At 68.4% G+C, this 22640-nt stretch carries 18 protein-coding genes and 1 riboswitch; of the genes, 16 read left to right on the top strand and 2 right to left on the bottom strand.

What is annotated here, in order from left to right; all coding sequences use genetic code 11:
* Positions 1 to 587: 587 nt before the first annotated feature.
* From AC1RL8_RS00355 to AC1RL8_RS00285, 15 genes are all read left to right on the top strand, one after another.
* A complete protein-coding gene (locus tag AC1RL8_RS00355) occupies positions 588 to 1448 on the top strand; it encodes a lytic transglycosylase domain-containing protein (protein WP_492685489.1) in 861 nt (286 codons plus the stop codon).
* A gap of 49 nt (positions 1449 to 1497) precedes the next feature.
* Positions 1498 to 1624, top strand: a riboswitch (ZMP/ZTP riboswitch).
* Between the two features lie 38 nt (positions 1625 to 1662).
* Complete coding sequence (gene glyA / locus AC1RL8_RS00350; protein ID WP_139705484.1) at positions 1663 to 2907, top strand: serine hydroxymethyltransferase; 1245 nt, start codon at positions 1663 to 1665, stop codon at positions 2905 to 2907.
* A 33-nt stretch (positions 2908 to 2940) separates the two neighbouring features.
* The gene (gene nrdR, locus AC1RL8_RS00345) at positions 2941 to 3384 is read left to right on the top strand and encodes a transcriptional regulator NrdR (protein WP_007836918.1); all 444 of its coding nucleotides are present in this window, start codon (positions 2941 to 2943) and stop codon (positions 3382 to 3384) included.
* 40 nt (positions 3385 to 3424) lie between these two features.
* Entirely contained in the window at positions 3425 to 4543 is a 1119-nt protein-coding gene (ribD, locus tag AC1RL8_RS00340; protein WP_492685488.1) for a bifunctional diaminohydroxyphosphoribosylaminopyrimidine deaminase/5-amino-6-(5-phosphoribosylamino)uracil reductase RibD, read from the top strand.
* An 86-nt stretch (positions 4544 to 4629) separates the two neighbouring features.
* Entirely contained in the window at positions 4630 to 5301 is a 672-nt protein-coding gene (locus AC1RL8_RS00335; protein ID WP_492685487.1) for a riboflavin synthase, read from the top strand.
* Positions 5298 to 6452 carry a bifunctional 3,4-dihydroxy-2-butanone-4-phosphate synthase/GTP cyclohydrolase II gene (ribBA, locus tag AC1RL8_RS00330; RefSeq protein ID WP_492685486.1) on the top strand — a complete coding sequence of 385 codons (1155 nt, stop codon included), beginning with the start codon at positions 5298 to 5300 and terminating at the stop codon, positions 6450 to 6452. Before AC1RL8_RS00335 ends, ribBA begins: the two co-directional genes overlap by 4 nt.
* Positions 6453 to 6458: 6 nt before the next feature.
* Positions 6459 to 6920 (top strand): 6,7-dimethyl-8-ribityllumazine synthase, encoded by a 462-nt coding sequence (ribH, locus tag AC1RL8_RS00325; RefSeq protein WP_070060391.1) that lies wholly within the window; start codon positions 6459 to 6461, stop codon positions 6918 to 6920.
* Entirely contained in the window at positions 6917 to 7447 is a 531-nt protein-coding gene (gene nusB / locus AC1RL8_RS00320) for a transcription antitermination factor NusB (protein ID WP_062481565.1), read from the top strand. Before ribH ends, nusB begins: the two co-directional genes overlap by 4 nt.
* A complete protein-coding gene (locus AC1RL8_RS00315; RefSeq protein WP_492685485.1) occupies positions 7444 to 8631 on the top strand; it encodes a pyridoxal phosphate-dependent aminotransferase in 1188 nt (395 codons plus the stop codon). Before nusB ends, AC1RL8_RS00315 begins: the two co-directional genes overlap by 4 nt.
* Positions 8632 to 8692: 61 nt before the next feature.
* A complete protein-coding gene (gene ybgC, locus AC1RL8_RS00310) occupies positions 8693 to 9151 on the top strand; it encodes a tol-pal system-associated acyl-CoA thioesterase (RefSeq protein WP_062481580.1) in 459 nt (152 codons plus the stop codon).
* Complete coding sequence (gene tolQ, locus AC1RL8_RS00305) at positions 9148 to 9870, top strand: protein TolQ (protein ID WP_070060387.1); 723 nt, start codon at positions 9148 to 9150, stop codon at positions 9868 to 9870. The genes ybgC and tolQ overlap by 4 nt, the downstream gene beginning before the upstream one ends.
* Before the next feature lie 34 nt (positions 9871 to 9904).
* On the top strand, positions 9905 to 10342 hold the full coding sequence (locus tag AC1RL8_RS00300; RefSeq protein ID WP_492685484.1) for an ExbD/TolR family protein: 438 nt from the start codon (positions 9905 to 9907) through the stop codon (positions 10340 to 10342).
* Between the two features lie 3 nt (positions 10343 to 10345).
* Positions 10346 to 11272, top strand: coding sequence for a cell envelope integrity protein TolA (tolA, locus tag AC1RL8_RS00295; RefSeq protein WP_159277190.1), 927 nt, complete (start codon positions 10346 to 10348; stop codon positions 11270 to 11272).
* Between the two features lie 92 nt (positions 11273 to 11364).
* Entirely contained in the window at positions 11365 to 12603 is a 1239-nt protein-coding gene (locus tag AC1RL8_RS00290; RefSeq protein WP_492685483.1) for a M48 family metalloprotease, read from the top strand.
* Entirely contained in the window at positions 12600 to 17819 is a 5220-nt protein-coding gene (locus AC1RL8_RS00285; RefSeq protein ID WP_492685482.1) for an AAA domain-containing protein, read from the top strand. Before AC1RL8_RS00290 ends, AC1RL8_RS00285 begins: the two co-directional genes overlap by 4 nt.
* Here the strand turns inward: AC1RL8_RS00285 and AC1RL8_RS00280 are convergent.
* Positions 17803 to 18174: a YgiW/YdeI family stress tolerance OB fold protein gene (locus tag AC1RL8_RS00280; RefSeq protein WP_083259096.1), complete on the bottom strand. Its 372-nt coding sequence runs from the start codon at positions 18172 to 18174 to the stop codon at positions 17803 to 17805. The genes AC1RL8_RS00285 and AC1RL8_RS00280 overlap by 17 nt on opposite strands.
* Positions 18175 to 18269: 95 nt before the next feature.
* A complete protein-coding gene (dnaE, locus tag AC1RL8_RS00275) occupies positions 18270 to 21788 on the bottom strand; it encodes a DNA polymerase III subunit alpha (RefSeq protein WP_492685481.1) in 3519 nt (1172 codons plus the stop codon).
* A gap of 61 nt (positions 21789 to 21849) precedes the next feature.
* Here dnaE and AC1RL8_RS00270 point away from each other — a divergent pair, with 61 nt between their 5' ends.
* Entirely contained in the window at positions 21850 to 22635 is a 786-nt protein-coding gene (locus AC1RL8_RS00270; protein WP_492685480.1) for a sulfurtransferase, read from the top strand.
* Positions 22636 to 22640: the final 5 nt, after the last annotated feature.

Genomic DNA, 22640 nt, shown 5'->3' with positions numbered 1-22640 from the left:
CCGAAAACAAGAAAGCCCGGTGAGTCGACGAAGTGTCTTGTCACCGGGCTTGATGGCGGGCTCAAAACCCATGCCATCGATTCGCGCGACCGGAAGTAATGGTTCCCGCCGTGCTGGCAGCAAGAGATTGCCGCCGTGGAGTCCTCCATCGTTCGAGTCCTTGACTTGCACCTCGGACTGCCTGACTTCGGAAAAACGCCTGAAACCTCAGGCCCGTCCAGATTAGGCGTCTCACCCTTCCTTTGCAAATCCCTTTTCCAAGGGATTTCCCGTAGGCCCGCTCCCCTTGGAAGCCCCTCGGACGGGGGGATTCTTCAAGCACTTATTAACATATGAAACCAAATCCTTATGCTTGACCGTGTATTTAGCCACGATAGAATCCCGCCTGCCCTTGCTGCCGGACGCAGCAGGGCCTCCCTGAATCCGCTGCCGAATTCCACCGGCGTGATCAGGCCGCCGCGCTCCCTACCCCACACCCCCTCCATGCGCGGAGCCTGATTCGTACATACCAATCCAAGCGCCGCTGCCTTCATCCACCGCCCTTTCAGGCGCTGCATGCTAGGTGCCGCACAGAAAGGAAAAAAGCGATGAGCAAGGCGTTTGATGCCACAGCCCGCGGGCTACGGACCTTCGTGTCCGATGTGGCAGACGGCTTTTTTGAAATCACCCACAACGGGTTTGCGCTGGTCGGCCTGGCCATCGTGTTCGCGGCCCTCGCCCTCGTGGCGCGCCCCGACCTGCGCAAGACCGGTGAGGAACAACTGATGGGCTGGCTGCAGTCGCGCAAGCCCGCGCCCGAACCCACGGACCTCGAGCCGACCGCCATCGAGCGGACCACGGCCGCGAGCCCCGACGAGCTGCCCAAGCAGCAGGCGGCGGTGGCCTACTGGCTCAGCAAGAAATACCGCGTCGCGGCCGAGCCGCTGAGCGTGCTGGTCTCCGAGGCCTACCAGATCGGCAAGCGCACCAAGCTCGACCCGACGCTGATCCTGGCCATCATGGCCATCGAGTCCAGCTTCAACCCGTTCGCGCAAAGCCACGTCGGCGCCCAGGGCCTGATGCAGGTCATGACCCGCGTGCACGGCGACAAGTACGAAAGCGCGGGCGGCACGCTCACCGCCTTCGACCCCGTGACCAACATGCGCGTCGGCGTGAAGGTGCTGCAGGAATGCATCGCCCGCGCCGGCTCGCTCGAAGGCGGCCTGCGCTACTACGTGGGCGCCGCCAACCTCGACGACGACGGCGGCTATGCCGCCAAGGTGCTGGCCGAGCACGAGCGCCTGCGCCAGGTTGCCGCCGGCCGCGCGCCGTCGACGATGGTCGTGCCGCCGCCGACCACGGCGCGCGCACAGCCGATTCCGGTCGTGGCGCCGGCCAAGCCCGTGGGTGAAGAGCCTGCCACCGGCAGCGAGCCGGCCAAGGTCGCCCTGCTCTCCGCAGTTTCCTGAGGCCTTGCCAGCCTTCCCGGCCCGGATGCGTGCGGGCCTGCGCTACACTCGGCCTGTACGCGACTGGCGATAGGCGCAGCACCCTGAAAAAGGTGCCACGCGCTGACGTGGAATACCACTGGGAAGCGTGCCGCCTGGCCACAACAGGCGTTCAGCCGTTCGCCTGGGCAGCCCTTGTTTGGTTGAACAAGGACCTCGTCTTCAAAGGACTGCCATGTACCAACGCAATATCCTGGTCGAACAGACCGATCCCGAAATCTGGGCTGCGATTCAAGCCGAAAACGCGCGCCAGGAACACCACATCGAGCTGATCGCCAGCGAGAACTACGCCTCGCCGGCCGTCATGGCCGCCCAGGGCTCGCAGCTCACTAATAAGTACGCCGAAGGCTACCCGGGCAAGCGCTATTACGGCGGCTGCGAGCACGTCGACGTGGCCGAGCAACTGGCCATCGACCGCGTCAAGCAGATCTTCGGCGCCGACGCCGCCAACGTGCAGCCGCACTGCGGTGCCTCGGCCAACGAAGCCGTGATGCTCGCCTTCCTGAAGCCCGGCGACACCATCATGGGCATGAGCCTGGCCGAAGGCGGTCACCTGACCCACGGCATGCCTCTCAACATGAGCGGCAAGTGGTTCAACGTGGTGAGCTACGGCCTGGACGCCAACGAAGCCATCGACTACGACGCAATGGAACGCAAGGCACATGAGCACATGCCCAAGCTGATCATCGCGGGCGCCTCGGCCTACTCGCTGCACATCGACTTCGAGCGCTTCGCCAAGGTCGCCAAGGACGTCGGCGCGATCTTCATGGTCGACATCGCCCACTACGCCGGCCTCGTGGCCGCGGGCGTGTACCCGAACCCGGTGCCGCACGCCGACATCGTGACCTCGACCACGCACAAGAGCCTGCGCGGCCCGCGCGGCGGCATCATCCTGATGAAGTCGCAGCACGAGAAGGCGATCAACAGCGCCATCTTCCCCGGCCTGCAAGGCGGCCCGCTGATGCACGTGATCGCCGCCAAGGCCGTCGCGTTCAAGGAAGCCCTGACGCCCGAGTTCAAGGCCTACCAGCAACAGGTGGTCAAGAACGCCCAGATCGTGGCCGACACCCTCACCGCGCGCGGCCTGCGCATCGTGAGCGGACGCACCGAAAGCCACGTCATGCTGGTCGACCTGCGTTCCAAGGGCATCACCGGCAAGGAAGCCGAAGCCGTGCTGGGCGCCGCCCACATGACGATCAACAAGAACGCGATCCCCAACGACCCGGAAAAGCCGATGGTCACCAGCGGCGTGCGCATCGGCACCCCCGCCATGACCACCCGCGGCTTCAAGGACGAAGAGGCCCGCATCACGGCGAACCTGGTGGCCGACGTGCTCGAGAACCCGCGCGACGCGGCGAACATCGACGCGGTGCGCGCCAAGGTCCACGCCTTGACGAGCCGCTTCCCTGTCTACCGTTGATTTCGTAATCAGAAGAAGAGAAGCACTGGCCGCATGAAATGCCCTTTTTGCGGTCATCTCGAAACGCAGGTCGTCGAGACCCGCGTTTCGGAAGACGCCGACTTCGTCCGCAGGCGCCGCCAGTGCAGCGCCTGCGACAAACGCTTCACCACGTATGAGCGCCCCGACGTCAACTTCCCCGTCGTGGTCAAGAAGGACGGCAGCCGCGCCGACTTCGACTCGACCAAGGTGCGCGCCTCGATGATGCTGGCGCTGCGCAAGCGCCCCGTGAGCATCGAGCAGATCGACAACGCCCTGCTGCGCATCGAACAGAAACTCCTGGCCAGCGGCCTGCGCGAAATCGACTCGACGAAGGTCGGCGAGCTCGTGATGCGCGAACTCAAGAAACTCGACAAGGTCGCCTACGTGCGCTTTGCCTCGGTGTACCGCAGCTTCGAGGACGTGGACGAGTTCCGGCAGCTGCTGCGCGATATCTGAGCGGCGCGCCGACCCGCGCAGCCTTTTTCGCTCCGTACCCATGCCCTCTTCCGAACACATCGCGACCGCTCTGCGGCTGGCCGCCTCCGCGATCCGCCTGACCGACCCGAATCCGCGCGTCGGCTGCGTGCTGTGCGACGCCGACGGCCATGTGATCGGACAGGGCCACACCCAACAAGCCGGCGGCCCGCATGCCGAGGTGATGGCGCTGCGCGACGCGCAGGCCCAGGGCCATTCGACCGCGGGCGCCACCGCCTACGTCACGCTCGAACCCTGCTCTCACCACGGCCGCACCGGCCCCTGCTGCGACGCACTGGTCGCCGCCGGCGTGCGCCGCGTCGTGGCCTCGCTCGCCGACCCGAACCCGCTCGTGGCGGGACAAGGCTTCGAGCGCCTGCGTGCGGCGGGCGTCGAGGTCGAGGTCGGACCGGGCGCCGACGAATCCCGCGAGCTCAACATCGGCTTCTTCAGCCGCATGATCCGCCAGCAGCCCTGGGTTCGAATGAAGATCGCCGCCTCGATCGACGGCCGCACCGGCCTGCACAACGGCGTGAGCCAGTGGATCACCGGCGAGGCCGCGCGCGCCGACGGCCACGCCTGGCGGGCCCGCACCGGTGCGGTGCTGACCGGCGTCGGCACGCTGCTCGAAGACAACCCGCGCCTGGACGTGCGCCTGGTCGACACACCGCGCCAGCCCCACCTCGTGGTGGTCGACAGCCACCTCCAGACCTCGCCCGACGCTCACATTTTCATAGCTGGCCGCGCCGTCTGGATCTACGCCGCCAGCCGGCACAACGAAGAAAAGGCGGCCGCGCTCGAAGCCCGCGGTGCCACCATCACCTGCCTGCCCAACCTGCACGGCAAGGTCGACCTGCCCGCGATGCTCAAGGACCTCGCGGCGCGCGGCGTCAACGAGCTGCATGTCGAATCGGGCCACAAGCTCAACGGCTCGCTGCTGCGCGAAGGCTGCGTGGACGAGCTGCTGGTGTACCTGGCGCCCAAGCTGATCGGCAGCGGGCTCGACATCGCCAGCCACCTGCACGCCGAGGGCCCGCTCACCTCGCTGGCGGGCGCGCTGCCGCTCGAATTCAAGTCGGTGGACATGCTGGGGCCCGACCTGCGCATCGTCGCGCGCGTCGCCGGCCGCGACCGCTTCTGAGCCGCCGCCCACGCGGCGCGGCACATTCGCAGCCGCAAACCGGCCCTTCGGGCCGAAGACCCCTCGATGTCTGCGAAAATGTGGAAATGTTCACCGGAATCATCACCGGCGTGGGGCGCATCGCCGCCATCCACGACCTCGGCACCTCCTCCTCCTACGGCAAGCGACTCAGCATCGAGGTGCCCGACGGCTACCTCGACGACGTCGGGCTCGGCGACAGCATCGCGCTCAACGGCGCCTGCATGACGGTCACCACGCTCGCACCTGAACGCGGGCAATTCACCATCGACATTTCCGCGGAGTCCCTCGACAAGACGGCCGGCCTGACCGACGAAGGCAGCCGCATCAACCTCGAGAAGGCCCTGCGCGCGAGCGACCGCCTCGGCGGCCACATCGTCTCGGGCCACGTGGACGGCATCGGCCACGTGAGCTTCTTCGCGCCGGTCGGCGAAAGCTGGGAGCTGCGCGTGGTCGCACCGCCCGCGCTGGCGCGCTTCCTGGCCTACAAGGGCTCGATCACCATCAACGGCGTGAGCCTCACGGTCAACAGCGTGAGCGACATCGCCGATGGCGCCGAAGTCAGCATCAACCTGATCCCGCACACCGTGGAAAACACCTCCCTCGGCGGCCTGAAGGCCGGCTCGAAGGTCAACCTCGAAATCGACACCGTGGCGCGCTACGTGGAGCGCATGCTTCAGGCCGGCATGCTCACCCCCTCTCTGACGTCTTCCACGTCTCCCAAGGACACTTCGAAATGAACGCCTCCGTCACGCCGATCGGCGCCCCGCGCGCCGACCGTGCACCCGCACCGATCTCCCCGGTCGAAGACATCGTGGCCGAGCTGGCCGCCGGTCGCATGGTCATCCTCGTGGACGAGGAAGACCGCGAGAACGAAGGCGACATCGTCATCGCCGCCGACCACATCACCGCCGAAGCCATCAACTTCATGGCCCGTCACGCGCGCGGCCTGATCTGCCTCACGCTCTCGCGCGAGATGTGCGAGCGGTTGCAGCTGCCGCCGATGGTCCAGCGCAACGGCGCCAAGCATTCCACGGCCTTCACCGTCTCCATCGAGGCCGCCGAAGGCGTGACCACCGGCATCTCGGCCGCCGACCGCGCCCGCACCGTGCAGGCCGCCGTGGCGCGCAACGCCGTGGCCGCCGACCTGGTGCAGCCCGGCCACATCTTCCCGCTGCAGGCGGTGGACGGCGGCGTGCTCATGCGCGCCGGCCACACCGAAGCCGGCTGCGACCTGGCCGCCATGGCCGGCTGCTCGCCTGCCTCGGTGATCTGCGAGGTGATGAACGAAGACGGCACGATGGCCCGCCTGCCCGACCTGCAGATCTTCGCGGCCGAGCACGGCCTCAAGATCGGCACCATCGCCGCGCTCATCGAGCACCGCAGCCGCGTCGAATCGCTGGTCGAAAAAGTCGGCTGCCGCGAGATCCAGACCAACTGGGGCGTCTTCACGGCCCACGCCTTCGTCGACAAGCCCAGCCGCGGCGTGCACCTCGCGTTGGTGCGCGGCCAGTGGGCGCCTGAAGACACGGTGTCGGTGCGCGTGCACGAGCCGCTGTCGGTGCTCGACGCGCTCGAAGTCAACCGCCCGATGCACTCCTGGAGCCTGGACGCCAGCCTCTCGCACATCGCGAACGAAGGCAAGGGCGTGGCCGTGCTGCTGAACTGCGGCGAAACCGCGGCCGAGCTGCTCGCGCAGTTCGACGGCACCGCGCGCCCCGCGCAAGCGCCCGAGCGCGGTCGCATGGACCTGCGCAACTACGGCATCGGCGCGCAGATCCTGCGCGAATGCGGCGTGCACAAGATGAACCTGCTCGGCGCGCCGCGTCGCATGCCGAGCATGGCCGCCGGCTTCGGCCTCGAGATCGCCGGTTACCTCACGAAAGACTGAACGACCATGCAAGGTTCCAACAAGGGCGAGATCACGCTCAACGGCAAAGGCCTGCGCATCGGCATCGTGCAGGCGCGCTTCAACGCCGACATCACCGACGCACTGGCCACGGCCTGCCTGTCGGAGCTCGAGGCGCTCGGCGTGGCCGCGTCCGACATCCATCATGTGCAGGTGCCCGGCGCGCTCGAAGTGCCCGTGGCACTGCAGGCGCTCGCCGAGCGCGGCGGCTACCACGCGCTCGTGGCGCTGGGCTGCATCATCCGCGGCGAGACCTACCACTTCGAACTGGTGGCCAACGAATCGGGCGCGAGCGTGAGCCGCGTCGCGCTCGACTACCGCCTGCCCATCGCCAACGCGATCCTCACGACCGAAAACCTCGAACAGGCCGTCGCCCGTCAGACCGACAAGGGCCGCGACGCAGCCCAGGTGGCGGTCGAGATGGCACAACTGCTGGCCACCCTTTCATGACCGAAGACACCTCCAAGTCCGCCAAGCCCCGCCAGTCGCGCACCGGCCTCACCAGCACGGGCGCACGCAAGGCCGCGGCCAAGTCGAACCGCAGCCGCGCACGCGAGTTCGCGCTGCAGGCGCTCTACCAGCACCTGGTGGGCCGCAACGACCCGACCGACATCGACCACTTCACGCGCGACCTCGCGGGCTTCCACAAGGCCGACGCGGCGCACTACGACGCGCTGCTGCACGGCTCGATCAACGGTGCCGAACAGCTCGACGCGCTGATCCTGCCGCTGCTGGACCGCAAGTTCGCAGAGATCTCGCCCATCGAGCACGCCGTGATGTGGATCGGCGTGTACGAGTTCCAGAACTGCCCCGACGTGCCGTGGCGCGTGGTGCTCAACGAGTGCATCGAACTCGCCAAGGAATTCGGCGGCACCGACGGCCACAAGTACGTGAACGCCGTGCTCAACGGCCTGGCGCCGCAGCTGCGTCCGCTCGAAGTGGAAGCCGACCGGGCCACCGGCAAGGCGCGCCCATGAGGATCTCGACGCGCGCGCAGCGCATCGAACCGTTCTATGTGATGGAGGTGGCGAAAGCCGCCGGCGTGTTGGCCCGCGAAGTGGCCCACACCGACCGTCCGATGATCTTCCTGAACATCGGCGAGCCCGACTTCACCGCCCCGCCCCTCGTGCAGGAAGCTGCGGCCCGCGCCGTGCGCGCTGGCGCCACGCAGTACACGCAGGCCACCGGCCTCGATCATCTGCGCGAGCGCATCAGCGGCTGGTACAAGCAGCGCTTCAATGTCGACGTGCCGGCGCGCCGCATCGTCGTCACGGCCGGTGCCTCGGCCGCGCTGCAGCTGGCCTGCCTCGCGCTCATCGAATCGGGCGACGAGATCCTGATGCCCGACCCGAGCTACCCCTGCAACCGCCACTTCGTGAGCGCTGCGGACGGCAAGGCCGTGCTGGTGCCGACCACGGCCGAGGAGCGCTTTCAGCTCACCGCCGCCAAGGTCGAGGCCGCCTGGACCGACAAGACACGCGGCGTGCTGCTGGCCTCGCCCTCGAACCCGACCGGCACCTCGATCGCGCCCGACGAGCTGCGCCGCATCCACGAGGTGGTGTCGCAGCGTGGCGGCATCACGCTGATCGACGAGATCTACCTGGGCCTGTCGTACGACGATGCGTTCGGGCAGACGGCGCTGGCCATCGACGACAACGTCATCAGCATCAACAGCTTCAGCAAGTACTTCAACATGACCGGCTGGCGCCTGGGCTGGCTGGTGGTGCCCGAAGTGCTGGTGCCGGTGGTCGAGCGCCTGGCGCAGAACCTCTTCATCTGCGCGAGCACGGTGTCGCAGTACGCCGCGCTGGCCTGCTTCGAGGCCGAGAGCATCACCGAGTACGAACGCCGCCGCGCCGAATTCAAGGCACGCCGCGACTGGTTCATTCCACAACTGAACGCGCTGGGCCTGAACGTGCCCGTGGTGCCCGACGGCGCCTTCTACGCCTGGGCCGACTGCACGAGCGTGGCCGACAAGCTCGGCATCTCGGGCAGCTGGGACTTCGCCTTCGAGACCATGAAGCGCGCCCACCTGGCCGTGACGCCGGGCCGCGACTTCGGCACGGCCGAAACCGCGAAGTTCGTGCGCTTTTCCACCGCCAGTTCGATGGCGCACCTGCAGGAATCGGTCGAGCGCCTGCGGGCCATGATCGCCCAATGAGCGTAGCGCCGGGCCGCCCCAAGCAAGCTCGCGCCGCAGTGCGAAGCACGGAGGCATGCAAGTGACTTTCGAGTTTCCGATCCGCGTCTACTGGGAAGACACCGATGCGGGCGGCATCGTGTTCTACGCCAACTACCTGAAGTTCATGGAGCGCGGTCGCACCGAGTGGCTGCGCTCCCTGGGCGTCGAGCAGCGCAAGCTCAAGGAAGCCACCGGCGGCCAGTTCGTGGTGAGCGAAACGCAGCTCAAATACCATCGGCCCTCGCGGCTGGACGACGAACTGCTGGTTACAGCCGAGCTGCGGCAACTGGGCACTGCGTCGTTGATAATCGGTCAGCGCGTGCTATCAAAAACAGAGCAAGAACGCACCGGGGCCGCGGCACCGGTCTTGCTTTGCGAAGGCACGATCCGCATCGGCTGGGTGGACGCCGCCACCTTGCGCCCTGCGCGCATTCCGGCCCAAGTTTCGGGAACCCTCGAGCACTCCAGCGGCTCCATGACTCAACCTTTCAAGCCATGAACCAAGATCTCTCCATCATCAATCTCCTGCTCCACGCCAGCTTCGTGGTGCAACTGGTCGTGCTGCTGCTGGTGATCGTGTCGGTCGCCAGCTGGGCCGCCATCATCCGCAAGTACTTCGCCCTCAAGCGCATCCGCGTGCTCAACGACGACTTCGAGCGCGAGTTCTGGTCGGGCACCAGCCTGAACGAGCTGTTCGCCTCGGCGGCGCAGAACGCCAAGTTCGCCGGCCCCATGGAGCGCATCTTTGCCTCCGGCATGCGCGAGTACCAGAAGCTGCGCGAGCGCCACGTGACCGACGCGGCCACGCTGCTCGACGGCGCCCGCCGCGCCATGCGCGCGAGCTTCCAGCGCGAACTCGACGCGGCCGAGCAGAACCTGTCGTTCCTGGCCACCGTCGGCTCGGTGTCGCCGTACGTGGGCCTGTTCGGCACGGTCTGGGGGATCATGCATGCCTTCACCGGCCTGGCCGCCCTCACGCAGGTGACGCTGGCCACCGTGGCGCCCGGCATCGCCGAAGCGCTGGTGGCCACGGCCATCGGCCTGTTCGCCGCCATTCCTGCGGTGGTCGGCTACAACCGCTTCGCGCGCGAGATCGACAAGATCGCCATCGCCCTGGAAACCTACATCGAAGAGTTCTCCAACATCCTGCAGCGTAACCTCTCGGCCAACCCCGGCGCCGTGACGCCCGCCGCCTCGGTCACCGCCGCGAACCGCTGAAGAGCGGCGCGCACAAGACAAAGGACGCGACGACATGCCCGCCGTTTCATCCCGCGGCCGCGGCCGCCGCACGATCAACGAGATCAACATGGTCCCGTTCATCGACGTGATGCTGGTGCTGCTGATCATCTTCATGGTCACGGCCCCGCTCATCACGCCGAGCGTGATCAACCTGCCGACGGTCGACCGCGCCAACAAGCAGCCCGACAAGCCCATCGAGATCGTCATCAAGAGCGACGACGAAGTGCAGATCAAGAAAGACCCGTCCACCGGCACCGGCGGCGCGTCGATCCCCATGACGCAGATCGGCTCGGCGGCCAAGGCCGCGCAAGGCGGCGACGCCCAGCGCCCCGTGGTCATCAGCGCCGACAAGTCGGTGAAGTACGAAACCGTCGTGAAGGCGATGAACCAGCTCAAGCGCAACGGCATCGAGCGCGTGGGGCTGTCGGTCACGACCACGGGCGGCAAATAAGGCATGTCGCTCGCCCTGGATCGCCCCGAGTTCGCGCCGCCGCCGCAACGCGGCACGCCCCGCGCGGTTGCGCTTGCCCTCATTGCCCATGCGCTGCTGATCGCCGCCCTCACCTGGGGCGTGCGCTGGCGCAGCGAAGCCGACGACGGCGCGGTCGATGCCGAGCTGTGGTCCACCACGGTGATGCAGGCCGCCCCGCGCCTGTCGGTGCCGGAGCCGCCGGCCCCCGTGCCTGCACCGCCGCCGCCTGCGCCCGCACCGCCCCCGCCGCCTCCCCCGGCCGTCAAGCCACCCGAGCCGGCGCCCGCCCCTGCGCCCGACATCGCGCTGGAGCGCGAGAAGAAGCTCAAGGAACAGAAGGCGCAGAAGGAGCGCGAGCTCGAGCAGCAGCGCGTGCAGCAGCAAAAGAAGAAGGAGCTCGAGGCCAAGGAGCGCGCCGAGGACGAAGCCGAGCGCAAGAAAGAGCAGCAGAAGAAGCTGGCCGAGCAGAAGAAGCAGCAGGAAGCCGAAGCCAAGCAGGCCGAAGCGAAGAAGGCGGAGGCGGCCGCCAAGCAGGCCGCCGCCGACCGCGCCGCGACGCTCAAGCGCATGCAGGGCCTGGCGGGCGCCAGCGGCAGCGACGATGCCAAGGGCAACGCCCAGCGCTCGTCCGGCCCGTCCAGCGGCTATGCCGGCCGCATTGCCGCTGCCGTACGCCCGAACATCACCTTCCCCGATGCCGACAGCGTGAACGGCAACCCCGAGGCCGAGTTCGAAGTGCGGCTGGCACCCGACGGCACCATCGTCGGCGTCAAGCTCGCCAAGTCCAGCGGCCTGCCGGCCTGGGACGAAGCGGCCGAACGCGGCCTGCGCAAGACCGACAAGCTGCCGCGCGACACGGACGGGCGCATCTTCCCGTCGCTCATCGTCACGCTCAAGCCCAAGCGTTGACCCCCGCAATCACCCACATCGTGGGTGATTGCAAGCGACACCACCCGCTCGTTTAGGATCGTCGGCAACTCATTGTTGCTGGCGCTCCTGACATGGTTGACTCTTTCCCTGCCGTTCGCCTCCAAGACCTGACGCCGCTGCCCTACCAGCAGGCACTGGCCGCCCACCTCCAGGCGAACGAACCCGAGGCCTGGCGCTGGGCCGCTTCGGCCGAAGCGCGCGAAGAACACACGGCCGCCATGCGCGCCGAGCTGCTGCGCAGCGCCTACCGGCTCGATGCCGACGCGCACCCCGACCTGCATGCCGACGCCACCCTGGCTGCGCAGCGGCTGGGCGTCACCGCGCGCATCACGCTCTACCAGGCCCCGTCCGGCGACGGCGCGGCCATGAACGCCGCGATCTACGTCGTGCCGGGCGAGGCGCACATCGTGCTCTCGGGTCCGCTGCTCGAAAAGCTGCAGCCGCCTGAGCGGCAGGCCGTGCTCGGCCACGAGCTCGCGCACTACCTGCTGTGGGAGCGCGACGGCGGCAAGCACCACGTGGTCGATCGACTGCTGCACGCCACCGCGGCCGACCCGCGCGCCGACGCGAGCCACCTGCAGGCCGCGCGGCGCCATGCGCTGTACACCGAGGCCTTTGCCGACCGCGGCGGCTGCGTGGCCTGCGGCGCGCTCGAGCCCGCCGTGAGCGCGCTCATCAAGATCGAGACCGGCCTCACGCAGGTCAACGTGGCGAGCTACCTGGCGCAGGCGGAGGAGATCTGCGCCGATCCCGGCAACAAGGCGCTGCAGACGCGCGGCGTGAGCCACCCCGAGGTGTTCGTGCGCGCCCGCGCGCTGCGCCTGTGGGCCGGCCGCGAACACGACGCCGACAAATGGCTGGCCGCCGCGCTCGAAGGTCCGCTCGACCTGGCCACACTCGACATGCTCGGCCAGCAGCGCGTGAGCGCGCTCACGCGCGGCACCCTGGCGCAGCTTCTGCAGCGGCCCGTGCTGCAGTCGGAATCGCTGCTGGCGCATGCGCGCCGCTTCTTCCCCGACTTCGCGCCGCCCACGTCGGCGATGCCGCTGCCCGAGCCCGCGCCCGCCGGCTTGCACGACTACCTGGCCAGCGTGCTGGTCGACTTCGTCGCCGCCGATCCCGAGATGGACGACGTCACCCTCGCCGCCGCCTTGGGCCTGGCCGATGCACTCGGCTGCGACACGCCCTTCGAACAGCGCGTGCTGAAGGACCTGGGTCTGTCCAAACGCAACTTCACCCGCGTCAAACGCGACGCCGCCGCCCTGCTCGACAGGGCCGCCACATCTTCTTCGCAGGCCGCCGCCGCATGACCCTCGCTCCCGCCCCGCTCCTGCAACTGCTCGCCACCGCCGAGGCCCACGGCGGCCTGCAGACCGACGACGTGCTCAAGCTCGTGCTGCCGCTGCTGCGCGAGGTCTCGGCCCTGCACGAACTCGGCCACGTCGCCGCGCTCGGCAACGCCTTCGCCTACCGCGTGACCGACGCGCCCGCCGAACCCGCGCTGGCGCTCGTCCAGCCTGAAGGCACGGCACCACGTCGCCATCCCGAGGCCATCGCGCCACTCGAACAACCCGCCGCCTCCGTGCTGCGCGTGGTCGGCGAAACGCGCCTGACCGTCGATGCCGAAGCCGGCGTCGCGCTCGAGAACCTCGCGGTGATGCCCGATGCCGGCCCCGACACCGTGCCCACGCGCCCCGTCTACCTGCCCGGCTACGCCGCGTGGGAACTGCGCCTGGGCCACCACGACGCGCTCGGCGACATCCTGTGCCTGGGCCAGGTGCTGGCCAGCCTGTCATGCGGGCTCGACTTCACCGACGGCGACGACCTGACCCGCTTTGCCACGCACCGCGGCAACCTGTTCGAGCTGAACCGCCGGCTGCACCCCGTGGTGGCCGCCGTGATCTTCGAGATGACCGCGCTCGACCGCCACGAACGCGCACGCGACCTGCCCTCGGTCATCCGCCGCCTCGAGACCTACCGCGACCAGCCGGTCGACCTCGGGCTGGACCGCATCGCGCCGGCAAGGGACGGCGCGGGCCAGCGCCGCCAGGCGATCCAGCTGCACCTGCGCGACCGCCTGTTCGACCTCTCGCGGCGCAACCGCCTGCTGTACTTCAAGCCGACGCAGGCGCATGTGAACCTCACCGTCGCCAGCGTGCCGCTGGTGGTCGACCTGAACAGCATCCGCACCGACCAGCTGTGCGTGTGGGACGGCCGCTTTGCCGCCGACATCGCCAGCTGCGACCCCGTGCCACTCGCGCGCTGGCTGCGCTTCGAAGACCAGCCCTACCTGCCCGGCGCGCTCGACCGCATCCTGCAGGAGGCGCGGCGCGACCGGGCCGAGTACGGCTTCTCGCAGCTGTCGCTGGTGATCGCCTTCCTGCGCTGGCACAACCTCAAGGAGGGCGAGGCCGAACGCGCCGAGCGCATCGCCTCGCCGCTGCTGATGCTGCCGGTGGAGCTGACGCGCAAGAAAGGCGTGCGCGACCAGTACCTGCTCGAAGCCTCGGCCAGCGAGGCGCAAGTGAACCCCACGCTGCGCCACCACCTGCGCCAGCTCTACGGCATCGCGCTGCCCGAGACGGTGGACCTGCGCGAGACCTCGCTCGAGCAGTTCCACGCGCAGCTGTCGGCGCAGATCGCGCAGAGCGAGCCCGGCGTGCAGCTGCGGCTCGTGAAGCAGCCCGAGATCGCCGTGATGCACCAGCGCGCGCGCCAGCGGCTCGAACAGTTCAAGCGCCGCACGCGCATGCGCTCGCCCTCGGCGGTGCCGGTGGCCTCGCAAGACTTCAGCTACGCGCAGGACGACTTCCGCCCGCGCGGGCTGCAGCTGTTCCATGCGCGCGTGCGCCCCGTGCCGCTGCCGGTGCGCGAAGCCGTCGGCGGTCCGCCGCAGCCGCGCGCGCCGCAGATGGCGGCCACGGCGGTCGACGACAGCGAGCGCAAGACCTTCGCGCTGCGCGAGAGCAGCGGCAACCCCTACCAGTGGGACATCGACCTCACGGCCGTGACGCTGGGCAACTTCAACCACCGCAAGATGTCGCTGGTGCGCGACTACTCGGGGCTGGCCGAATCCGACCTGGCGAGCGAGGCCTTCGACCGCGTGTTCTCGCTGCAGCCGCGCCGCGTCGACGGCGAGACGCCGCCCGCGCTGCCACTGGCCGACCAGTGGCCCGTGGTGCAGGCCGACGCCACGCAGACCGCCGCGGTGGCGCTGGCGCGCACCGGCACCAGCTACATCATCCAGGGCCCGCCGGGCACGGGGAAGTCGCAGACCATCACCAACCTGATCGCCGACTACGTGGGCCGCGGCCAGCGTGTGCTCTTCGTGTGCGAGAAGCGCGCCGCCATCGACGTCGTGTTCCACCGCTTGCGCCAGCAGGGGCTGGACGAGCTGTGCTGCATGATCCACGACTCGCAGGGCGACAAGAAGGCCTTCGTGCAGAACCTGCGCAAGACCTACGAGCTGTGGCTCGAAGCGCCCGGCACGCTGGCGCAGGAAAGCACCGAGCGCACGCAGGTGCTCGACGCCATGGACCTCGACCTGCGCGCGCTCGAGCGCTTCGACGCCGCCATGCACGACGTGCCCGAACACATCGCGGTGACGCTGCGCGAACTGCTGTCGCGGCTGGTGGCGCTCAAGGCCGGCGACCCGTCGCTCACACCGCTGCAAGCCGAAGCACTGCCCGCCTTCGCGGCTTGGCGCCGGCATGCGGAGCTGGTGTCGCGCCTGCACCTGGCCGTGACCGAAAGCCTGGGCGCGCCCAGCTTCGCGCAGCATGTGTTCGCGCAGCTCGCGCCCTCGCTGCTGGCGCAGGAGAAACCGCTGGCGCGGCTGGTCGAGCGCAGCGAACGCGCCATCGACCTGAGCGCCCCCTGCCGCGACGCGCTGGTCGATGCCTGGCCACCGCTGGCCGAGGCCGGCGTGCTGTGGCGCGATGCGCTCGCCGTGGTGGCCAATTCGCGCAGCGTCGCGGCACTGGCCGCGCGCGGCCAGCTGGCGCTGCTCGACGCGGCGCACCCGAGCAGCCTCGCGCTCGGCAACGCACTGAACGAAAGACGCACGCTGCAGCAGGCGCTCGACGCGCAGCTGCAGCGCACCGCCCACTGGCGCGACAAGCTCTCGCCCGGCGACACCGAAGCCGCGCTGGCGCAGGCCCGCGCACAGCAGGGCTCGCTGCTGCGCTGGCTGCAGCCCTCGTGGTGGCGCCTGTCGGGCGAACTCAAGCGCCGCTACGACTTCGCCGCCCATGCCGTGCGTCCGCAGCCCAGCCAGATCCTCGAAGACCTGCGCGCCGAACAGGCCGCGCGCACCGCGCTCGACCAGCAGGCGGCGCGCCTCGAGGCCGACTACGGCTGCACCGACGCCGAGGCCTTCGCGCAGCAGCTGCAGGCGATGCGCGGCATCGATGCCGGCGCCGGCCTGCGCGCGGCGTTCCAGGCCCATCTGCGCACCGACGCGGGCCGCCGCAGCGTCGAACAGCTCGTCGCCGCCGCACCGCGTGTCGACACGCTCGAGGCCCTCTGGCGCGACCTGCTGCACGACGCCGGCGCGCAACCGCTGGACGCGCTCGACGCCCTGGCCCGCACGCTGCGCGACCAGGCCGACGCGCTGCCGTCGGTGCTCCAGCCGCTGCAGGAACTGGCCGAGGCCGACCCGGCCGTGGCCGCCGCGCTGCGCACCCTGCCGCTACCGCCCGAGGCCATCGAGTACGCCGTCGCGCGCGAAGGGCTGGAGCGCGTGTACCGCACCGAGCGCTGGCTGCCGCGCTTCGACGGCGCCACGCTCGCGCGCCATGCGCAGCGCCTGGGCGAAAGCGAACGCAAGCTGCTCGAACGCAACGCGCGCACGCTCTCCGCCGCGGTGCGCCAGCGCTTCCGCGACCATGTGCAAAAGAGCGCCCTGCCCGCCAGCCAGCTCGACGCCGACGGCAAGGTCTTCAAGAAGAACTACAACGCGGGCCGCCGCGAGCTCGAGCACGAGTTCGGCAAGACCATGCGCTACAAGGCGATCCGCGAACTGGCCAGCGGCGACACCGGCCGCGTGGTGCGCGACATGAAGCCGATCTGGCTCATGAGCCCGCTGTCGGTGTCCGACACGCTGCCGCTCGCGGCCGACCTGTTCGACGTGGTGATCTTCGACGAGGCCAGCCAGATCCCGGTCGAAGAAGCCGTGCCCGCGCTGTACCGCGCGCCGCAGATCATCGTGGTGGGCGACGAGATGCAGCTGCCGCCCACGAGCTTCTTCTCGTCGGGCCGCGACGCCGAGGAAGACACCGTGTCGGTGGCAGGCGACGATGCGGAGAACGGCGAGGAAGGCGAGCGCATCGCCGTCGTGCTCGACGCCGACAGCCTGCTGAACCAGGGCGCGCGCAACCTGCCGGCCACGCTGCTGGCCTGGCACTATCGCAGCCGCTACGAATCGCTCATCGGTTTTTCGAACGCGGCCTTCTACGCGGGCAACCTGTACACCATTCCCGACCGCAGCCTGCCCGCGCCCGAACGCGGCGAGATCGTGGTGCAGTCGCGCAGCCCGACCGACGAGTCCGTGAAGGCGCAGGTCGACGCCCTGCTCTCGCGCGCCATCAGCTTCCACCGCGTGGCCGATGCGGTGTACGAGAACCGCATCAACGACGGCGAAGCGCGCCACATCGCGCAGCTGGTGCGCGAACTGCTCAAGCGCGAGACCGGGCGCAGCCTCGGGATCGTGGCGTTCTCGGAAGCGCAACAGGGCGAGATCGAGGAAGAGCTGAACGCGCTCGGCGCGGTCGATGCCGACTTTGCGGCGCGGCTGGAGGCCGAGTACGTGCGCGAGGAAGACGACCAGTTCTGCGGCCTCTTCATCAAGAACCTGGAGAACGTGCAGGGCGACGAGCGCGACATCATCATCCTCAGCATCTGCTACGGCCCCAACCCCGAGGGCCGCATGCTGATGAACTTCGGCCCCATCAACCAGCGCGGCGGCGAGAAGCGCCTGAACGTGATCTTCAGCCGCGCCAAGCACCACATGGCGGTGGTCTCGACCATCCGCCACGAGGCGATCACCAACGACCACAACGAGGGCGCAGCGGCGCTGAAGAACTTCCTGCGCTATGCCGAGTGCCTGTCACGCGGCGACGAGGACACGGCGCGGCGCGTGCTCGAAGGCATGAACCCGCTGGCGCGCGGCCACGTGGCGCGGCAGGCGCGTACGGACGAGGTCACGGCGCAGATCGCGCAGGCACTGCGCGCACGCGGCCATGCGGTGGACGAACAGGTGGGGCAGTCGCGCTTTCGCTGCGACCTCGCGGTGCGCGCGGCGGGCCAGGGCCACTATGCGCTGGGCCTCCTCGTGGACGGTGCGGCGCAGGAAGGCACGCGCCACAACGTGCTGGAACGCTACGTCTCGCGTCCGCGCATCCTCGATGCTTTCGGCTGGCAGGTGATGCAGGTGCTGGCCAAGGACTGGCTGCACGCCCCCGAGGCCGTGCTCGACCAGGTCGAGCAGGCGCTCGGGAAAAAGGCGGGGGTCAGCGCAGGACGGTGATGACGCGCTTGACGTCGAGTTCGGTCTTGCCGGTGAGCCGGTCCTTGTCGAACTCGCCGCTGAGCTCGACGCGCACCTTGTCGTCGATCTTCACGCCCGGCGGGAAGTACTTGGCGTCGATCTCGACCTTCAGGCGCCCCGTGTCGTCGGCAAAGGTGTAGTGCTCGCCGCCGTCGTGCGAGACGATGAAGCCGCGCACCGTGGCGTGCTGGTCGTCCTGGCCGGTCTCGATCAGCTGCTTGACCGTCAGGTTCGGCACCGAGCTCGGGCCGGCGTACTGGGCCCAGGCCGCGGCCATGGGCAGCGCCACGCCGAACGTCAACGCGGTGGTCTTGAGGATCTTCTTGAAATGCATGCGGTCATTCCTCCTGTGAGTGGCCCAAGGCCAGGTTGCAACAGACTGATGGACCGCGTGCAGGCCCCGAGGTTCCCCGGGGCCGCGCGATCCGATCAATCGTAGATGACCTGCGCCTTGCCCGCTTCGGCCTGCGCGGTCCAGCTCGCGAGCGCCGCATCGGTCGGGAAGAACTTGGCGCGCTCGCCCAATTGCAACTCGACCTGCGCCCCGCCCCGCGCCATCGACAGGCGCACGGGCAGGCCGTGCACCAGGTCACCGACTTCGGTCTGCTCGGTGCGCGCCGGAAAGTCTTTCAGGAGGCGCGCGATCTCGGGCACCTTGCCGTTGACCGCCACGCGCAGGAACTTGCCGAAGCGGCAGCGCGCCGAGGCCAGGTCCCACACCTGCTGCACCTGGAAGCGCGCCTCGAAGCCGCCGCGCGCAGGCTGCAGCTTGCCGCTCACGATGACGAGCTCATCGTCCTTCAGCGTGTTGCGGTTGGCGTTGATGAGCGCCTCGTCGGCCGTGGCGTCGATCGACTCCGACTTGTCGTCCAGCTTGAAGATCGCCAGCCGGCCGCGCTGGCCGTTGATGACGCGGAAGTCACTCACGATGCCGGCGATGACCTGCGGGTCGCGGCTGTCGAGCAGGTCGCCGATCTCGCGCTTGCAGAAGCGCCGCACCTCGTGCGAGACCTCGTCGAACAGGTGGCCCGACAGGTAGAAGCCGACGGCCGTCTTCTCGAAGGTCAGTCGCTCTTTCACGCCCCAGGGCGTGGCGTCGACCAGGTCGGGCTCCTGCGTGGCCGAACCGTGCTCGCAGTCGCCGAAGATGTCGGCCTGCGAAGCATTGGCCGCCGTGGCAATGGCGAACTCGAAGGCGCGGTCGACCGAGGCGATGAGCGAGGCGCGGTTCTGCTGGATGGCGTCGAACGCGCCGGCCTTGATAAGCGCTTCGACCGTGCGCTTATTGATGCGCTGGCGGTCGATGCGCACGCAGAAGTCGTACAGGCTCTTGAACGGCCCACCCTCTTCGCGCGCCCGCACCACGGCCTCGACCGCGAGCTGGCCCGTGCCCTTCACGGCGCCCAGGCCATACCGGATGATCCGGTTGGTAACGGGCTCGAAGCGGTAGTTGCCGCGGTTCACGTCCGGCGGCTCGAAGGTGATGTTGAAGTTCTTCTGGGCGTCTTCGAACAAGAGCTTGAGCTTGTCCGTGTCGTCCATTTCCACGGTCATATTCGCGCAGAAGAACTCGGCCGTGTAGTGGACCTTGAGCCAGCCCGTGTGGTACGCCAGCAGCGAGTAGGCGGCGGCGTGCGACTTGTTGAAGCCGTAGCCCGCGAACTTCTCCATCAAGTCGAAGATTTCGTCGGCCTTGTCCTGCACGATGCCGTGCGTGGCCAGGGCGCCCGCGCGGAACTTCTCGCGGTGCTCGGCCATTTCCTCGAGCTTCTTCTTGCCCATCGCGCGGCGCAGCAAGTCGGCGCCGCCGAGCGAGTAGCCGCCCAGGATCTGCGCGGTCTGCATCACCTGCTCCTGGTAGACCATGATCCCGTAGGTCTCGGAGAGCATCTCGGCCACGGCCGGGTGCGGGTACTCCACGTCTTCGCGGCCGTGCTTGCGCGCCACGAAGCTGGGAATCAGGTCCATCGGGCCCGGACGGTACAGCGCGTTCAGCGCGATCAGGTCTTCCAGGCGCGTGGGCCGCGCGTCCTTCAGCATGCCCTGCATGCCGCGGGATTCAAACTGGAACACGGCCTCGGTCTTGCCGTCGGAGAACAGGCGGTAGGTCGGCCCGTCGTTCAGCGGGATGTTCTCGAACGCGAAGTTCTCCTGCCCCTTGTGGCGCTTCATGATGAACTCGCGCGCGATCTCCAGGATCGTGAGCGTGGCCAGGCCCAAGAAGTCGAACTTCACGAGGCCGATGGCTTCGACGTCGTCCTTGTCGTACTGGCTCACGGCCGATTCGCTGCCGGGCTGCTGGTACAGCGGGCAGAAGTCGGTGAGCTTGCCCGGCGCAATGAGCACGCCGCCGGCGTGCATGCCGATGTTGCGGGTCATGCCTTCGAGCTTCTGCGCGAGCTCGACCAGCATGCGCACTTCTTCTTCCTTCTCGATGCGCTCCGCCAGCTGCGGCTCCATCTCGATGGCGTAGTTGTTCTTGTCGCCCTCGATCTTGGTCGCGGGCGGGTACTGCAGCGTCACCGACATGCCCGGCTTGTTCGGAATCAGCTTGCTGATGCCGTCGCAGAACATGTAGCTCATGTCGAGCACGCGGCCAACGTCGCGGATGGCCGCGCGCGCGGCCATGGTGCCGAAGGTGGCGATCTGGCTCACGGCGTTGCGGCCGTACTTGTCCTTCACGTAGTCGATCACGCGGTCCCGGTTGCCCTGGCAGAAGTCGATGTCGAAGTCGGGCATCGAGACGCGTTCGGGGTTCAGGAAACGTTCGAACAGCAGCTTGTATTCGAGCGGGTCGAGGTCGGTGATCTTCAGCGCGTAGGCCACGAGCGAACCCGCACCCGAGCCCCGGCCCGGGCCCACGGGGCAGCCGTTGTTCTTGGCCCACTGGATGAAGTCGCCCACGATCAGGAAGTAGCCGGGGAAGCCCATGTTCAGGATCGTGTTGATCTCGAACTCCAGGCGCTCCACGTAGCGTGCCCGTTCGGCCTCGCGCTTGGCTTCATCGGGGTACAGGTGCTTCAGCCGCACTTCCAGGCCGGCGAACGACTCCTGACGGAAGAAGTCATCGATCGGCATGCGCACGCCTTCGCTGATGAAAGGCGTGGGAAAATCGGGCAGCTGCGGCTTGCCGAGCACCAGCGTGAGGTTGCAGCGCTTGGCGATCTCGACCGTGTTGGCCAGCGCGCTGGGCACGTCGGCAAAGAGCGCCTGCATCTCGGCGCTCGACTTGAAGTACTGCTCTTCGGTGAACTTGCGCACGCGGCGCGGGTTGCCAAGAATTTCGCCTTCGGAAATGCACACGCGCGCCTCGTGCGCCTCGTAGTCCTGGCGTTCGGCGAACTGCACCGGGTGCGTGGCGACCACCGGCAGCTTCAGTCGGGCGGCGAGCTTCACGGCCGCGATCACATGCGGCTCGTCTTCGGGGCGGCCGGCGCGCTGCAGCTCGATGTAGAAGCGGTGCGGGAACATGCCCGCGAGTTGCAGCGCCAGTTCGGCGGCGCGCTCTTCCTGGCCCTGCAACAGCGGCTGGCCCAGCGGCCCGGCCTGCGCGCCCGACAGCGCGATCAGCCCGCCCTGCAGTTCCTGCAGCCATTCGAGCTTGCAGGCCGCCTGCGACTGGCCGCGGCTCACGTTCTGCGTCCAGGCCCGGGCCAGCAGCTCCGACAGGTTAAGGTAGCCCTCCATGTTCTGCACCAGCAGAATGAGGCGGGTCAGCGCGCCGGGCTCCTTGCCCAGCCCGTCGATGAAGATTTCAGCGCCGATGACGGGCTTGACGCCCTTGCCCCGGCCCTGCTTATAGAACTTGACCGTCCCGAACAGGTTGTTCAGGTCGGTGATGGCCAGCGCGGGCTGCTTGTCGGCAGCGGCGGCCTTGATGACTTCGTCGATTCGATTCGTGCCATCGACGACGGAAAACTCGGTGTGCAGACGCAGGTGAACAAACATCCGTCGATTGTAGGAAGCGCCACCCCACGATGTGGTGCGGTGATCCCTACAATCCCGCCCCGTGCAAGAGATTTTGAATATCGCCGCCTACAAGTTCGTGGGCATCAACGACAGCCCCGTGCTGCGTGAGACCCTGCGCGACCGTGCGCAGGCCCTGGGCCTGATGGGCACGGTCCTGCTGGCGCCCGAAGGTATCAACCTGTTTCTGGCGGGGACGGCGCAGGCCATCCACGCCTTCCTGGCCGACCTGCGCGCCGACGCGCGCTTTGCCGACCTCGAAACCAAGGAAAGCTGGTCGGCCACGCAGCCCTTCCGGCGCATGCTGGTGAAGCTCAAGCGCGAGATCATCCGCATGGACCACCCCGCGATCCAGCCCGCCGCCGGCCGCGCGCCCGGCGTGGACGCGCCCACGCTCAAACGCTGGCTCGACCAGGGCCACGACGACGAGGGCCGCGAGATCGTGATGCTGGACACGCGCAACGACTTCGAAGTCGACGAAGGCACCTTCGACGGCGCGATCGACTGGCGCATCACCAAGTTCACCGAATTCCCGCCCGCCCTGAAGGCGCACCGCGCCGACTTCGAGGGCAAGACGGTGGTGAGCTTCTGCACCGGCGGCATCCGCTGCGAGAAGGCCGCCATCCTCATGCGCGAGGAAGGCGTGGAGCACGTGCTGCAGCTCGAAGGCGGCATCCTCAAGTACTTCGAGGACGTCGGCGGAGCGCACTACCACGGCGACTGCTTCGTGTTCGACGGCCGCCGGGCGCTGGCGCCCGACCTCAGCGCGCGCGCATCGGACGCCAGCGCCCGGGCCTCGGAAGACCCGGACATCGGCATCAAACAATAAACGGA

The sequence above is a fragment of the Variovorax sp. GW822-FHT04E09 genome, from assembly GCF_058800845.1.
The sequence above is the reverse complement of the archived record's forward strand: the minus strand, read 5'-3'. Positions and strand labels throughout refer to the sequence as shown.